Origin of the sequence: Photorhabdus sp. RM322S, assembly GCF_042879395.1 — a bacterium.
In the GTDB taxonomy this organism is placed as follows: domain Bacteria; phylum Pseudomonadota; class Gammaproteobacteria; order Enterobacterales; family Enterobacteriaceae; genus Photorhabdus; species Photorhabdus khanii.
This window is the reverse complement of the sequence record NZ_JBHFKW010000006.1, coordinates 83,665-101,773: the sequence shown is the minus strand read 5'-3', so window position 1 is coordinate 101,773 and position 18,109 is coordinate 83,665. Positions and strand designations below refer to the sequence as shown.

The 18,109-nt window shown below is 50.3% G+C and carries 2 protein-coding genes; both read right to left on the bottom strand.

Annotation, left to right across the window (positions count from 1 at the left end; translation table 11 throughout):
• Positions 1-59: 59 nt before the first annotated feature.
• Positions 60-7,214 carry a phototemtide A non-ribosomal peptide synthetase PttC gene (gene pttC, locus ACGF63_RS05840; protein WP_387629450.1) on the bottom strand — a complete coding sequence of 2,385 codons (7,155 nt, stop codon included), beginning with the start codon at positions 7,212-7,214 and terminating at the stop codon, positions 60-62.
• Entirely contained in the window at positions 7,196-18,073 is a 10,878-nt protein-coding gene (gene pttB, locus ACGF63_RS05835; protein WP_387629447.1) for a phototemtide A non-ribosomal peptide synthetase PttB, read from the bottom strand. The genes pttC and pttB overlap by 19 nt, the downstream gene beginning before the upstream one ends.
• Positions 18,074-18,109 lie beyond the last annotated feature (36 nt).

Sequence of the window (18,109 nt, the reverse complement as noted above, 5' to 3'; positions counted from 1 at the left end):
CATACGCCGTTAACATAATGGCAATATACAGTATTGTCTACAGAGTTATATGTAAAACCTTACTCAACGCAGCTGTCTGTAAGAATACCGAATCGTTGTTGAAGTATTGGCCCAATCTCTTTAAGCGGGCCTTCGCTTAACATACTATCGTGGGAACAATTAATATCATACAAGGCGATGTTTCCTTCAATATACTCCCCCCATAAGTGCGGATCGTAATTAACATTATCGGCTTCGCTATGGCTTTGTAGTGCCCTAAAGAATACGAGGTCACCTTGGAACCGGCTGGGTGAAAATTCGCTGAGCAAATGCGGTGCATCTCGGAACTCAGCAAGAATACGTTCGAAAATATTCTGATCGAGGCTTGCTAATGGATGCTCGATCTCAGACAGCCGTTTTTTCAAGCCAACCACGCTAAACTGCCGCTCGTTTTCAGGTACCGAACCGGTAAATGCCTCAAACATTGCACGCAGGCTTTCCCGATCGGTGCGTACCATGTCTCTGTAAGTCTTCCACAATGGATAACCATCCATAAAGATCAGGACATTGACCACTTGATTATCCTTTTGCAGCAAGGTGGCTATTTCATGAGCGAGATGGCAACCGAAAGACCAGCCCAACAATGAATAAGGCCCCTCTGGCTGGATCTTATAAATATCTGCCAGATAATTTTTCGCCATGTCATAAATCGATGTTGGTACAAGGCCGGTGCTCAACCTGCGTGCCTGAATGCCATAAAGAGGCTGCTGCTCGCCCAGATACGGGATCAACCCCGCATAAGACCAACTCAATCCTCCCCCGGGGTGTAAACAGAACAACGGCGTTTTTTCACCAGCCGGTTGCAATGGCAGCATGACGTCCAGAATATTGCCACACGGATTGCTTTCAAGACGCCGCGCCAGCAGTGCAACGGTGGGCGATTCAAACAGGTCACGAATAGTTAGCTTCTCATCCAATTCTTTTTCGATACGCGCAATCAACCGTGCTGCCAGCAGTGAATGCCCTCCCAGTACGAAGAAGCTGTCATCAATACTGATTTGTCCAACACTCAATAGCTCGCAGAACTGCGCGTAAAGCCATTTCTCGCTTTCAGTCTGTGGTTGGCGTCCTTGCCGCGAACCCAAGTTTAGGTGTGGCAACGCGACAACATCCAACTTGCCATTGGCGTTTAATGGCAGTTCTGTCAGCAGCATGACCACAGCAGGCACCATAAAATCAGGTAAATGCTCACGCGCATGCTGTTGCAGTAACACCGGTAGATCTTCGGGGCTTGCAAAGGGCACCACATAGGCAACTAATTGTTTATTGCCCGAATGATCCTCGCGCGGAATGACCACCGCTTGCTGCACGGCGGAGTGCTGCTTCAGCACGACTTCGATTTCCCCCGGTTCAATCCGGAAACCGCGAATTTTCACCTGCTGATCGCTGCGGCCAACAAAGTTGAGCACGCCATCACGCCGCCATTTCACCACGTCCCCGGTGCGGTACATGCGGCTGCCCGCAGGCCCGAAGGGATCGGCGATAAAGTGTGCCGCACTTTGCCCCGGACGCTTAAAATAGCCACGCGCCAGGCCGCGGCCGGCAATGTATAGCTCCCCTGGCGCGCCAACTGGCACCGGCTGTAAAAATTCATCTAATACATAGAGGCTGGTGTTATCCAACGCGGCACCAATAGGGACGTCCAGATAAGGGGCATCTGTTTTGGCGATGGGGTAATCCGTGGCGTAGGTGGTGGTTTCCGTTGGGCCATAGATATTCATCAATTCAAGATTGGGCCAATGTTCCCGCACCGCCTGCACCGCGCTGGCGGATATCTTTTCACCACCGGTGAATACCTTCTGCAAAGAACCCAGGCATTGCGGATGTTCTTCCGCAATCAGCCTGAATAACCCTGATGTCAGAAATGCGGCGGTTACTTGTTGTTCAACGATGGTCGATGTCAACAGATCCAGATCGAGATCGTTGCCCGGTACGATAACGGCCTGATGGCCGTTAAGCAGAGTGGCCCACAGCTCATAGGTTGAGGCATCAAATGCGTAGGGGGAATGCAACAGAACACGCTGGTGATGCTCGCTGCGCCAGCGCCGATCGAGAGTCAGGGTAATGACGTTATCTTGCGTGGTGGCGATCCCTTTGGGCTGCCCAGTGGAACCTGAGGTAAACATCACGTAGGCCAGATTCTGGGCGCTTACCGGCTCGCTGACCCACGCAACATTGTGCTGGGTACTGGCGTTGACTACGGTTTCCACCTGTAAACTGGCCGGCAAAACCACGTGGCTATGTGTATCATCCACCAACGCAACCTGTATCCCAACTTCATCCACTATATGCTGCCAGCGTTCCAAGGGATCGCTGGTACGCAGCGGCACATAGAACCCTCCGGCCTTAATTACCGCCAATATGGCGATCGCGAGCGACAACGAGCGCTCCATCAGCAATGCAACGCCATGTTCCGCTTTCACGCCAAGCTGTTGCAGGCGTTGTGCCAAATCATTTGCGCGCGCGTTCAGTTGTGCATAGGTAAGCTGCTCATCACCACAACTCAGAGCAATGTGCTCTGGTGCCGCCGCCACCTGTTTTTCAAACAGGCTGGCCAACGACACCATCGGCACTTTCTGTTCCGTGGCATTCCACTCGGTTATCATTTTGCATTGCTGCTCGGCAGTTAACAGTGGAATGTTCGCCACTGGTGTGTCTGGTTCTTCTGCAATGAACGACAGCAATCGAACAAGGTACTGCGCGAGCGCCACCACCGTATCACGATCAAACAGATCGACGGCATACTCAATCTGGGCATTGAGTGCACACACCTCGCCATCATCGCTATAGACTTCATCAAAATTGAACGTCAGATCGAATTTGGCAGGGGCAAAACCAACCGGCTGCGGCTTTGCCTGCAAATTGGCAAATTGTTGGGTGTTGTCTCCGTTATTTTGCAATACCAACATTACCTGGAACAGAGGATGCCGTGAGGCAGAACGCTCAGGGTTAAGCGCTTCTACCACCCAATCAAAAGGCACATCCTGATTTGCATAGGCAGAAAGCATGAACTCACGCACGCTGGCAAGCAACTGATTAAATTCAGGGTTACCCGCGCAATTTACTCTCAGCACCAGCGTATTGACAAAGAAACCAATCAAATTGGTCATGGCCTCGTCGGCTCGCCCAGCAACGCCTGTGCCCAACGTCATATCATCGCCAGCCCCCATCCGACTAAGCATGACGGCAACCCCGGTTTGCAGCAACATAAATGGCGTTACGCCCTCATCACGCGCCAGTTTTTTCAGGCGGCCATAAAGCGCCTGGTCAATCGCATAGCTGACCCGGGCGCCTTGTTGGCTCAGTACAGATGGACGCGGGCGATCGGTAGGTAGATAAGTTTCCTGGGGCGATCCTGCCAGCGCGCTACGCCAGAATTCGATTTGCTGTGCGCCGCGTGTGGAGGCATCCTGCACATCCCCCAATAGTTGACGCTGCCATAGCGCGTAGTCGGCGTATTGCACGGTTAGTGGTGCCCACTTCGCTTCCTGGCCCTCGCAGCGCACCTGATAGGCCAAAGACAGATCGTGCAGCATTGGCCCTAACGAACCGCCGTCACAGGCAATGTGGTGAATGACCAGCAGCAGCACATGTTCGTTCTGGTCCGGTAAGTGGAACAGCCACCCACGCAGCGGCAAATCATTTGCCAGATCGAACTGCCAAGCGGCAGCCTTGTCGATGCTTTCCGACAGCTCCTCCGGCGTCACATTGCCGATGATCAAAGACGGTGCCACGCTATCAAGCGCAAGAATATGCTGATAAGGCTGATCAAGATGCAGAGGATATAGCGTGCGCAGAACCTCATGGCGCTGTACCAGATCGCCCAATGCCTGGCGCAATGCTTCATCATTGAGCGGCCCATTCAGCTTCAGGGCAAGCGGCATATTATACGCGGCATGATCGTTGCCAATGTTATCCAACAGCCACATTCGCTGCTGGGCAAAGGAAAGGGGTAAATATTCCTCACGGGCCTGGCGCGTGAGCGTTTCACGGCGTTGAGTGCCCTTTATCGCCAACTGCTCGGCAAACTGCGCCACGGTTGGGTAATCAAACAGTGTGCGGATCGGTAACTCAATGGCTAATGCTCTGGATACACGGCTAATCAGGCGCATCACTAACAGCGAGTGGCCGCCCAACGCAAAAAAGTTGTCGTCCATGCCTACCGTTTCCAGCCCCAGCACCTCGGCAAACAACCCTGCCAGAATTTCTTCCTGCGCCGTGCGCGGCTGGCACCGTCTGCCGCCATGGTTGAAGTCTGGCACCGGTAATGCACGTTTATCCAGTTTCCCATTGACCGTCAAAGGGAAACTCTCAATCTGAAGGATGGCCGCAGGCACCATATAGTCAGGGAGTTTTGCCGCCACGCGGTGGTGCAGTGCCGCCGTGTCAATAGCAGCGTCACTGTCGCTGGTGATATACCCCACCAATTGTGGATTGCCAGGCTGATCTTTACGCATCAGCACCACGGCTTGGGTGACCTGCGGGTCATCCGCCAGAGCCGCTTCAATTTCGCCCAGCTCAATGCGGAAACCACGTAGTTTCACCTGCTGATCGGCTCGGCCTATATAGATCAGCCCGCCTTCTGGTGATCTGAAAGCTAAATCGCCCGAACGGTACATACGGGAACCCGGTTCACCATACGGGTCGGCGACAAAGCGCTCGGCGCTTAACCCCGCGCGGTTCAAGTAACCGCGCGCTAGCCCGGCACCAGCAATGTACATTTCCCCTTCAACACCTATAGGAACATAGCGCAAAGCGTCATCCAACACATAGATACGCAGATCGGGGATCCCAACACCAATCGGGCTACCCGACTGGCTGCGCATCATTGCCGGAGTCAGCGCCTGATAGCTGACGTGCACGGTTGTTTCGGTAATGCCATACATGTTGATTAATTCAGGCGCTGTCGAATCGTGGCGTTGGTACCAACGTTCAAGCTGGCTGAGATCCAGCGCTTCCCCACCGAATACCACTTTGCGCAGCGTCAGTGGATATTTCTTCTCGCGATCGCTTTGATCCGCTTCTATCAATTGATAGAAGGCAGAGGGCGTCTGGTTTAATACCGTGACTTTCTCTTCGCTCAGTAGCTTGAGGAATGCCTGAGGATCGCGGCTCACCATAAACGGTACGATGACCAGCCGCCCGCCATATAACAATGGCCCCCAGATTTCCCACACTGAAAAATCAAAAGCATACGAATGGAACAGGGTCCAGACGTCATTACGGCCAAAATCGAACCACGATTGCGTTGCTGTAAAGAGCCGTAACACGTTTTCGTGCGGGATCAGCCCCCCTTTCGGGTTCCCCGTAGAACCAGAGGTGTAAATGATATAGGCCAGGTTTGCCGTACTAACTGGGCGTAAAAGTTCATCGGGTTGAAGATCCCGTTTGCTGAACGGTGCCAGGCGCTGCTGATATTCAGGAATATCAACCACCAAATCAGACGTGGAGCCGCTTAACGTGCCGGCATTTTCTGCGTTGGTGATGATAAGCGTCGGTTTGGCATCTGACACGATAAAACCAAGCCGTTCGGCAGGGTTATGGAGATCCAGTGGTAGATATGCAGCGCCAGCTTTTAATACGGCTAACAACGCAATCAGTGTCTCCATCGAACGTGGCAACGCCAATGCCACGACATCCTCAGTGCCAATGCCGCGGTTCACCAAATAACGAGCCAACTGATTGGCCCGCTGATTAAGTTCGCCATAGCTCAGGCGATCGTTGCCCAAGCTCAGCGCAATGGCATCCGGCGTTTCGCACGCGCGTTTTTCAAACATTCCGTGGAGCGTATCGGCTGGCAATGATGCCAGCACAGGGTAAGGTTGAACCATGGCCTGAACTTCTTGCGCCAGCAGCAGCGGTACGCTGCCAATAATCGTCTGCGGATCGTCAATGATGGCATGCAGTATCAGCATGAAGCGCTCGGCCAGGTTTGCCACAGTTTGATCGTCAAACAGGTCTGGCAATGAGCTGAAGCGCAGGGCTAGCGTTTCACCCGGAACCGCCACCAACCCAAGCGGGTAATGCGAGGCATCCCCGCCATGGTGCACCGTTAGCGAGATGTTCAGCGCGGTATCAGATTGCTCACTGCTGCCTTCTATGAGCGGGTAGTTCTCGAACACCATCAAGGTATCAAACAGCTCGCCATAACCGGCATCCGCCTGGATGGTCGTCAGGTCAAGATATTGGTAATCAAGCAACCGGGTTTGCTCTGCCTGTAGGCGTTGCAAAAGCGTAGTAAACGTCTCCGCCAGGCTGAACGTCAGGCGTAATGGCACGGTATTGATTAGCAACCCAACGATGCTTTCCACGCCGGGCAATTCACCTGGCCGGCCGGAAACCGTGACGCCGAACACTACATCGCTGCGCCCCGTCATTCCCCCCAGCAGCACGCCCCATGCGGCCTGGATCAATGTATTTACCGTCACGCCAAGCTGTTTGGCGCGTAAGTTCAGCCGCTGCGTGTATGCCACATCCAGATGCTTATGCAACAGATTCGGTTGCAGATTTTCCGTGGTGCGCCCCTTTGCCAGGCAAGTTGGTGCCGCCAGGCCACTTAGCGTTTCGCGCCATACGGCTCGCATTTCGTCAACATCACGCTCCGCAATCCATTGCAGATAGTTGCAATAGGGGGTGATCGGCGGCAAGGTGCTGCCTTGCGCATCACCCAGATACAGAGTGCATAACTCTTGCAGCAGGATAGGAATTGACCAGCCATCCAACAACAGGTGATGGTTGGTAAAGACCAGATAATGCTGCTGTACCGCCAGTTTGACCAGGGTGAATCGCAGCAACGGCGGATCGTGCGGATCAAAGCGCTCATCATAATCGGTCTGTAACAGCGCGGCGAATGCTGGCTGTTGCTGCTCTGGTGATAGATGGCTCAAATCCACCTCACGCCACGGCAACGGTAGCCCCACCAAGATCAGTTGCACCGGCGTTTCTACGTCTTCGTACTCAAACCCCGCGCACAAGTGCGGGTGACGTTGCAGTAAGGTTGTGACAGCCTGTTTCAGCTTTTGGCTATCTAAAACGCCAGCAAACTGGAAAACCTGTTGCACCTGATACGCATCACTGCCTTGGGTATCGTACAACATATGGAACAACAGACCTTTCTGTAATGGCGATAATGGTAGTATCTCTTTAATTTCCATATTTATTTCTTCTTCTTCCACTTGGCTTGAAGTTTTTCCAAGCTATTCTGTTTAAGCGATAGCATCGTGATGTCCGATGGTGTGAATCCCCCCGCGTCAGGCACCGTAGAAAGCTGCGACATTGCTTTTAGCCAACGGAACCAATGGTTACCCAACACGCTAATACTCTTTTCCGTGTGCAGCGCTCTGGCCCATGACCAGTTGGAAACCAGAACCGGCCCTTCCGATCGCTCTTCTACCAACGCATTGAGTGAAAGCGCATGAGGGAGCGCAAAATTGTCATCAGCCGTTGTATCCAGCAGATTCGCCTCTGCGGCCACCTGCCAGTCACGATCGCCACCCGCAGCCATGCGGCCCAGATAGTTGAAGCCAATCTGGGCCTGCTGCTGCTGTGACAAGATTGGCCGTGTTTGCGAATTCAGATAGCGTAGCAACCCATATCCAAGGCCGTTCGCAGGCACTTGGCGTAGCTGCTCTTTGATGCGTTTTAGCGCATGACCTAATGAATAAGGGTCTGCCATCTGCGTAGCGCCCGGTTCGAGCCGCACAGGATACATGTTGGTGAACCAGCCAACAGTGCGCGACAGCTCCGTGCCGGGAAGTTCTTCACGCCCGTGCCCTTCAAGATCCAGCAGGACATCCGTCTGTGAAGTTTGCCGCCAGTCATTAACGGCCAGAGCAAAGGCGCAGAGTAGCACGTCGTTGATACCGGCATGGAAGAGCGCCGGTATCGTCCCCAACAACGGTTGGGTAAACGCCGCCGGTAACTCAAGCCGCAATGAATCGCTGCCCGCAACGGTGTCTTGCGCCCCGTCTAGCAGGCGGGAAGTCAGCAGCGTATCCGGCTTCTCCAGCACCGTTAGCCAGTGATTCAGTTCGTTACGCCGCGCATTGGCCTCTTGCTGCAATTGATACGCCCACGCACGGAAAGAGGTACCCACCGGCAACAGATCTGGCGTTTTCCCCGCACTCATGGCTGCCCAGATGTTTTGCAAATCCGGCGCTAAAATACGCCAAGAGACACCGTCCACCACCAAGTGGTGAAATACCAGCATCAGCCGACCAGGCTGCCCGGCTGATGCACGGAACCAAACCGCCTGTAGCATTTTGCCCGCCGCCGGATCGAGGCGCTGTTTTGCACGTTGGCTTTCTGCCTTGATGCAGCGTTGCAGTTCCGCCAGCGTGAACGCTTGGCAATCCACAATGCTCAATGCGCCATCCACGATGTCTGACATCATTGGCGGAATGGTCAGCAGGACATCACCGCTCGTGGAGCGATTCGCCACCAGGCGCAAGGCATCGTGCTGCTCTAACAGCAGCGTCAGCATCTGCCTGAGTTGTTTCTCATCCAGATGCTCCGGCGTTTGCAACAACGTTGCCTGGCTGAACCCGTTGATGTTACCGGGGTTTTCCATCAACCAATGGATAATTGGTGTAACGGGTACTTCACCTACCGCGCCAACCCGCGTTTCAGCAACCGTGGTAATGTTCGCCTGCATTTTTCTGGCCAAGGAAGCAACGGTTTTGTGCTCAAAGACCTGGCGTGGTGTGAATATCCAACCAGCCTGGCGCGCACGCGCGACCAGCTGTATCGCGGTGATACTATCACCCCCCATTTCGAAGAAGCTGCCGTCAATATCAACCTGTTCCACGCCCAATAAATCGGCAAAGAGCGTGCAAAGCAGTTGCTCTTGCGTATTGTGCGGGCCACGGTGATGGGGCTGATGGAAATCAGGCTGCGGCAATGCGTGCCGATCGACTTTACCGTTCGGCGTAACCGGAATTGCCGGCAGCATGACGATGGCCACAGGCACCATATATTCCGGCAGGTGGCTACGCAGATATTCGCGTAGTTCTGCGGTATTAACGTCCCCTTCACTCACCACGGCGTAAGCAACCAGTTGGCGAAGCCCCGGCTTATCTTCACGCACGATCACCGTGGCCTGGCTCAGTTGAGGATGCCTCAGCAGCAGGGATTCAATTTCACCCAATTCAATACGGAAACCCCTGATCTTGACCTGATGATCCACACGCCCAGCAAACATCAGCTCACCGTTGGTTTGCCAATAGGCGACATCGCCGGTGCGATACATTCGGCTACCTGCCACGCCAAACGGGTTCGCCACAAAGCGTTCCACTGTTAAATCCGGGCGCCGCACGTAGCCACGGGCTAGGCTTTCACCTGCGATATACAACTCGCCTTTTACCCCTGGCGCGACCGGTTGCAAACGCTCATCCAGAACATAGACCTGCATGTTGACGATCGGCGTGCCGATAGGCGGCGCTTTTCCAGCCGCCAACGGTTGGCTCATGGTGACGCAGACCGTGGATTCACTTGGCCCGTAGGCATTGATCATCCGGCGCCCCTGGCCCCAATAGTCGATCAGCTCCGGCTGGCAGGCTTCGCCCGCCACCACCAACGTTTCCAACGCAGGCAATGGCTTACGCGGCATAACCGCCAATCCCACCGGTGGCAACGTGGCGTGCGTCACGCCCTGGGCCAGCATCAGTTCATACAGCGGCTCCCCCGGTGACAGAGCATCACGGCCTGCAACGACCAGCGCCGCACCGCTTAACAGCCCCATACTGATATCCCAGAACGAGGCATCGAAACTCGGTGAAGCAAACTGCAACACGCGGCTTTGCGGCGTGACATGTAATCGCTCGACCATGCTGGCAACCAGGTTGCTGATACCCCGGTGCGTCACCAGAACGCCTTTCGGCAAACCGGTAGAACCAGAGGTGTAGATAATGTAGGCCGCATTATCGATGCTCAACTTCCTTGGCAAAGTAATGCTTTCCGCTTGCTGCCGGGCCAATTGCGTATGTAGCGCCGGTTGGTCAATCTGCAAGCTGGAATACTGCGCCCCCAGTTTTTGCACGAACGCAGAATCCGTGATGACCAGCGCAGGCTGCGAGTGTTCCAACATATAATTCAGGCGTTCCTGAGGATAATCAGGATCAAGCGGTAAATATGCAGCGCCGGTTTTCAGCGTAGCAATCAGCGCGACAATCAGATCAACCGAGTGCGGTAGTACGATGGCAATGATGTTTTCTGTGCCAACGCCCCTTTCCATCATCAGATTCGCCAACCGGTTAGCCCGTTGATCCAACTGGCTATAAGTCAGCCGTTCGCTTTCCCCCAGCAGGGCAGGCGCATCCGGTGTTGCTTTGGCAAGGGCTTCGAATTGTTCGGCAAACGTCTTGGCCGGCAATTGCCGGGCAGTGTTATTCCATTCGTTGGCAATCTGTTGGCGTTCGCGCGCGCTAAATAGCTCCAGCTCATTGATATTGCAGCATGTATTGCAACTGATGGCCGCCAGCATATTAGCGAAATAGCCCGCCAGGCGCTCAACAGTTTCGCCATCAAACAAGTCGGTAGCATATTCAAAGATGCCGTTTAATGAAGTTGCCGTTTCTTCAAAGTTGAATGTCAAATCAAACTTCGCCACCGGCAGCAGCGGTGTACCAACGCGGGTGCTCAGGCCATCAAAATGGACCTCGCCACGGGCGTTGTTTTGCAATACCAACATCACCTGGAACAGCGGATGGCGCGCCAAGGAACGCTCTGGGTTCAACGCTTCCACCAGGTTTTCAAACGGCAAATCCTGATGTTCATACGCCTGCAATGCACTATCGCGCACGCGCGCCAGCAATTGATCAAAGGTCAGATTCCCAGAAACATCGGTGCGCAACACCAATGTATTGGTGAAAAAGCCGATTAGAGGTTCCAGCGCTTCATCGGTACGGCCAGCAATAGCCACGCCCAGTGGAATGTCATGGCCCGCGCCTAACCGGCTCAGCAGCACCGCCAAGGTCGCCTGCAACACCATAAACAGGCTCGCATTCTGCTGCCTTGCTAGCTCAAGCAAGCGTGCATAGACCTCTGGATCAACGTCAAAACGCCATTGCCCACCTTGATAGCTTGAGCTTTGTGGCCGTGGCCTGTCGGTTGGCAACTGCAACTCTTCCGGCAGTCCATGCAGCACTTCGCGCCAATACGCCAATTGGTGGCTTTGCAGGCTGCCCGTATCACGGGGATCGCCCAACAGTTCGTGTTGCCACAGAGTGTAATCGGCATACTGCACCTGAAGTGGTGCCCAGTTCGGCGCTTGCCCCTGCAACCGAGCATGATACGCCAGCGCCAGATCGCGCAGCAGAGGAGCAAGCGATGCCCCGTCGCTGGCGATGTGGTGCATCAGGAATAAAAGCACATGATAATTCGGTTCAACATGGAACAGCAAAGCCCGGCAGGGGTTTTCATTCGCTAAATCAAAGATATATTCTGATGCTGCCAGCACCTCTTCATCTAAATTCTCAGCAAGGGCGCGGTGTAACGTCAGTTCGCACCGTGCGTCTTCCCCGCAGGCAATCTGCTGATAAACGTTACCATCCGACAGCTCCTGAAAGCGTGTACGCAGGCTTTCATGGCGCGCCACCACATCATTCAACGCTGCTGCCATGGCAGGAACGCTCAATTCCCCCTGCAACTCCAACGTCAACGGCATGTTGTAGAGGGATTTACCCCCTTCAATGCGGTCAACCATCCATAGCCGGCGCTGGGCCGCAGACAACGGCAAGCGTTCTGGCCTTGGTTTCACCTGTAACGCTGGGCGCAGTGTGCTCCCTTGCCCCAGGCGCTGCACAAACTGCGCTACCGTTGGTGCTTCAAACAGATCTCGGATGCTGGGGTTCGCCTTTAGCACTTTGCGGATACGGCTAACAAGACGAGATGCCAACAGGGAATGACCACCCAGATCGAAGAAATTATCGTCGATGCTAACCTGGGACAAACCGAGGACCTCGGCAAACAAGTGGCACAGTTTGCTTTCCTGCTCATTGCGTGCGGTTCGCCCGTGGCCAACGTTGAATTCTGGAACGGGTAACACGCGCATATCGACTTTCCCGTTGGCAGTCAGCGGGAATCTCTCTACTACGCTCACGACTGCCGGTACCATAAAGTCAGGCAACCGGGCGCTCAACGTTTGTCGCAGCAATGTGGGTTCACACTGTCCGATTTCTTCGGCAATGACATACGCGGCCAGTTGTTTATTTCCTTTTTGCGGTTCGAAAATGCACACAAGCGCCTGAGCAACACCTTCCTGCTCCCGCAATGCCGCCTCTATCTCGGCCAGCTCAATGCGGAAACCGCGTATTTTGACCTGCTGATCGCCGCGGTTTAGGTACTCCAGAACCCCTTCCTGCCGCCAACGAACCCAGTCGCCAGAACGGTACATGCGATCGCCACTGCTGCCGAAAGGATTGGCGATAAAGTGTGATGCCGTCAGGCCAGGCTGGTTAAGGTAGCCGTGCGCAAGCCCAGTACCGGCGATATACAACTCGCCAGAAACGCCGACAGGCACGGGTTGCAAGTAGGTATCAAGCACATACACTTGCATATTGTCCAACGGCGTACCAATAGGCACCGAAGCGCTATCCGGTACGCTATACATAGCATAGGTTGTTGCAAAGGTAGTGGTTTCGGTTGGCCCGTAGCCGTTCATCATTACCAGTCCAGGGCAGCGCCGCATAACGGTTTCGATAGCGGATTTTGGCAATACATCGCCACCGGCGAGTAACAGGCGCACACTGGCCAGGGAAGAGGCGTGGTCTTCCGCCATCAGCCGGAACAGGCCAGCCGTTAGCCACAGGGCGGTTATTTTTTCATTGGCGATGGTCTGCGCCAGCACATCAATATCCAGCTCACCCTTTGGCGCCACCACTAATTGCCCACCGCACAATAGCGGCACCCAAAACTCGTAGGTCGAGGCATCAAACGCAGCGGAGGAATGCAGCAGCACACGCTGATGATCTTCTGGCAACCAGCGGCGATCGCAGGCGAGTGCTATAACGCTTTCCTGGTTTACCGCAATGCCTTTAGGTTTACCAGTTGACCCAGAGGTATACATAATGTAAGCAAGGCTGGAGGGTCCGACGTTGGTTGTCGGGTTGATTTTTGACCAGCGTTTCCCAGCAGAATCGGCCACGTTGCGTATCACAAAGCGCGCCGTTGGCAGGTGGTGATCGACATCAGTAATCAATACCGCTGCACCTGCGTCATCCAGCATCATTTGCTGCCGTTCCAGAGGATCACTGGCGCGCAATGGCAGATAGGCCGCACCAGCCTTGATCACCGCCAACGTGGCAATGACCTGATCGATCGAATGCGCCATGAGCAACCCGGCGCAAAACACTTCCGCCCCGGTGAGTTCGCGTAACCGGTGTGCAAGGCGATTGGCCGCGCTGTTCAACTGGGCATAGGTTAACGTTTTGCTGCCTTCGCTAACAGCGATAGCGTTTGGTGAACGGGCAGCCTGCTGTTCAAACAGCACACCCAACGACAAGTTCGGCAATTCTACGAGCGTATTGTTCCAAGTTTTGAGCAGTTGTTGACGTTCAAACGTATTTAATAGGCAAATTTCACTAATTTTTTCAGTGGGCCTGTTTGCCATAATGTTCAATACACTGAATAAGCGGTCTACAAATCCCGCAACGGTTTGCGCATCGTAAAGGTCCGTCGCAAATTCAATATGTCCTCTTAAAAGACCTTGTTGTACATCCTCTTTGAAAACAAACAGGAGATCGAACTTTGCCGTTTTAGTTAATACCTCCTGTTGCTCAATACGTAACGGCAAAAAGATATTGCCCAATGAAAATTCCTCTTCCAGCACCATCATGACTTGAAATAATGGGTGCTTGGACGCGGAACGATGTGGGGTTAAAAGCTCGACAACTTGCTCAAAAGGCAAATCCTGATGCATATAAGCATCAAGTACTGTTTTACGAACCTGTGCTATCAGGGAGACAAAATCAGGATTACCAGAAAGGTTGGTACGTAATACCAATGTATTGGAAAAAAGGCCAATTAATGGCATTTGAGCTTCATCTGTACGACCTAAAACGGGAGTGCCTACCGATATATCATCACCGGCCCCCATTTGATGAAGCAGCACAGCAAGAGCCGTTTTTAGAACCATGAACAGACTGGCTTCCTCTTGTAAAGCCAAGCGTTTTAGACCCTGATATATATCCGGAGGAACTGAGAATTTATAGCAATCACCTTTGCTACTTAGCTTCGTGGGCCTAGGTTGCACACTAGCTATTGTTACCTCTTCTGGTAATAACGCTAGCTGGTTACACCAGTAATGTGTTTGTTTCGCATACAAACCTACCAATTTTTGCTCATCAGATAGTAATATATGTTGCCATAATGTGTAATCTGCATATTGCACTGGCAAAGGCGGCAGTGAAGAATTTTCTCCTTTCAAGTGAGCCTGATAGTAATAACCCAAATCATGTAGTAGGGGGGAGATAGAGCCACCATCTCCCGCAGTGTGATGGATTAATAGCAAGAATATATGCTGCTCGGGTTTTATCCGATACAACCAAGCTTTAATAGGAAATTCTTTATCAAGCCTGAAGATATAACCAGCCTGCTGAGTTAACTCTTTTGTAATTTGAGACTCATCCAACTCGTGAACATGCAATGAGAACGAGATTTCTTCCGTCGATACAATACATTGGCATGGTATATCATCCTGTAGGGTCAGATAAGTACGCAAACTCTCGTGTCGTTTCACTACATCAGACAGCGCTGCTGAAAGTGCGAAGGTATCCAATTCACCGTAGATGCGTAATGCCATAGGCATATTATATGCACTGCTCCCATTAATCTGTTCCTGTAACCACAGACGTTGCTGGGCAAATGACATTGGCAAGATATTTGGTCGCGGCTGGGGAGTCAGTTTTTCTCGTAGAAAATATTTTTTGTCTGTGTCAGCGATAACCCTGGAAAGCTCTTTAACCGTTGGAGATTCAAAAATAGCTTTTAGCGGTAATTCAATATCTAACTGAGTGCGTACATGAGTAAGTAACTGGATTGCTAGTAAAGAATTTCCACCAAGCTTGAAGAAGCTATCATTAATACCTATCGACTCAAATCCCAAAACCTCCTCAAAGATTTTGCATAAGATTTTTTCCTGGGATGATTCCGGTAAAACTTGCTCATCTGACTTGAATATTGGTGCTAGCAAGGCGTGGCGATCTATTTTACCATTCGGCATCAGTGGAAAACTATCCACTATCATAATAACTGCCGGCAGCATATAGTCAGGTAGATGTTTTTTCAGCCATTTATTTAATTCTTCCGACGAGCAAGAATTGGGTTTGTGCAAAACAACATAGGCTACCAAATATTTGTTGCTGACACTTTCTTTTCCGTACGCAATGACTAGCGCATTCTTTATTAGTGATGATTTCAGGAAGGTATTTTCAATTTCTCCCAACTCAATTCGATAACCACGAATTTTTACTTGATTATCGACACGCCCCAAGAAATTGACATTCATGTCACTTCCCCAGCAAGCCAGATCACCGGTACGATACATACGCTGCCCTGCGGTTCCAAAGGGATTTGCGACAAATCGCTCGCTGGTCATAGTAGGGAGGTCTAAATAGCCGAGAGCCAATCCATCACCTGCTATATATAGTTCTCCGGGATATCCTACAGGCACAGGCTGAAGAGCCGTATCAAGGATATAGATCTGCGTATTTAGTATTGGTAAACCAATAGAATTTGGCTGCACAGACTTTGCCGTCAGTTCATGTAAAGTAGACCAAATGGTGGTTTCAGTAGGACCATAAACTTGAATAACTCTATGTGCTTGAGACACCATACGTTCAGCCAGGTTTGTAGGCAACGAATCACCACCAACGATTGCGGTGAGGTTACTCAATGAGTTCGGCTGATACTCAACCAATCCTTGCCACAAAGCTGGCGTACCTTGCAAATGAGTTATTTTATTTCGGACGATTTCCGATGCCAGTAGTTTAGGATCTCGTGTAGTGTCACGAGACGCTAACGTTATTGAAGCTCCATTAACTAATGGTAAGAATATTTCCAAACCTGCGATGTCAAAACCAATCGTTGTAACAGCGAGTATTCGGTTGCCAGGTTTTATTTGCAGTGACATTTGCATTGCGTACAGAAAATTAGTAAGCGAATGGTGTGTAATCACTACTCCCTTAGGATTCCCTGTCGATCCTGATGTAAACAAGATATACGCAGCTTGATTAGCCGTAGTGACTACTCTAATAGGGTTGTGAATTGATTGAGAATCGACTAATAAGGAGGTATTGATATCATCTAACTGTATCTGAAGAGCATCTAAACAAAAGTTAAAATTAACATTAATTGACGTCAATACCAGTTTCGGTTTTGCAGTTTCAATAATATATTTCAAACGTTCTTCTGGATAATCAGGATCTAACGGTATATATGTTGCACCTATCTTCGATATAGCTAACAATGCTACAATTAAATCAACGGTCCGAGGTAATAGTAACGCTACGGTGTCATTAGGGAGAAAATGTTGATTTAATAAATAATGACCTAGCTTATTTGATTTTTCATTAAGTTGAACATAAGTTAAAGAAATGTCACCAAAATATAACGCTGATTTATTTGGGAATTTTCTTACTTGATCTTCAAAACAATCAGTAAGTGTTAAGAAAGGGATTGATGCCAGAGTTTTATTATTAATAATCTCTAAATTTCTATATTCATTATCATTTAGCAATAACAACGAACCAATGATAGCATCTTGATTTGTTAACAAATCATAAAAAATTTTCAACATCCGAGAGGCATGTTCAGACAACTGTTCTGGAGAATACAACTCACTATTTGCATCAAATCCAAGGGTCAGAGGAACTTCTTTATTATAATCAAAGAAAAAAATGTTGAGATCAGAAACAGGTCCATTTGCAATATTGCAAGGTAGTATTTTACTTTGATGAAAATACCCACCATTATTAAAGCTTTCAACGTTTATACTTATTCGATATAATGATTCACCACTATTAGTTATTTTTAAATCACGGCACAGATCTTCATATCTATATTTTTGATGACGTAATACCGTCATGACTTGTTTCGCCACTCTGGCTAAAACCATCTTCAAGTTCAAATCTGGCGATAGTATCAATCGCATTGGAAGTATATTTGCCATCAATCCTGGTATAATACGTTCTTTCCTTCCAAGCCTTCCTGTTACTGGTAAACCGACTATGACTTCAGAAAGCCCCGTCATGCGATGCAAATAAACGCAAGTTATAGCAATAAGCAAGTTAGGTAATGTGCAATTCATTTCTTTTGCTTTTTTATGCAGTAGGTCAGTTAATTCATAACCCAAACTCACACGATGACGTATTATAGTTTTTAAAGGAGGAGCTATTCGATTCGCTAGGCTAGCAGGGGCAGGAATATCAGCAAATAGATTTAACCAGTAATCACGGTCACAAATAAATCTGGAAGAATTACGATAATCAATATCACCATCAATAAGTTCCTTAAACTTACCGAATGGGGAAGGAGGAGGAGAACCCTCAATAAAATAAGCGTTATATAAACTTATGACACGTTGAATAATGAGTGATGCTCCCAAACCATCCATGGCTATATGATGATAACAGTGGAAATACAAAAATTTATTTTCTGCTATTTTTATTAGTAATATTTCGAATGGAAGCTCCTCACAAATATCAAAAGGTTGCTCCGTTGTTACCAGTAAGAAATTTTTAGCTTTCTGGAGTGCAATTTCCTCTCGAAAATCGCTGTAATCAATAATTTTTGGTTCATAGTTATTTATAGAGAAAAACTTCTGTTTAATACAATTATCAAATTTATAAAAACGAGAGTGTAAAGCCTCAGCTTCTTCTACTGTTTTTCTAACCGCCTCAGAAAAATATTCGACATTTATATCACCATCAATTATAAAATATTCGCTTATATTATTTATTGACTTATTTTCTATAATTTCGTTGAATGACCAAATTCCAAACTGCGCAGATGTTAAATTATAATATCCATCCTTATTCATATATAGTTCTTCCTTCGCTACAAATGTTATAGGGAT

Coding starts and splice junctions, on each gene's coding strand:
- pttB (WP_387629447.1), bottom strand. CDS start 18,073: ATGAATAAGGATGGATATTATAATTTAACATCTGCGCAGTTTGGAATT.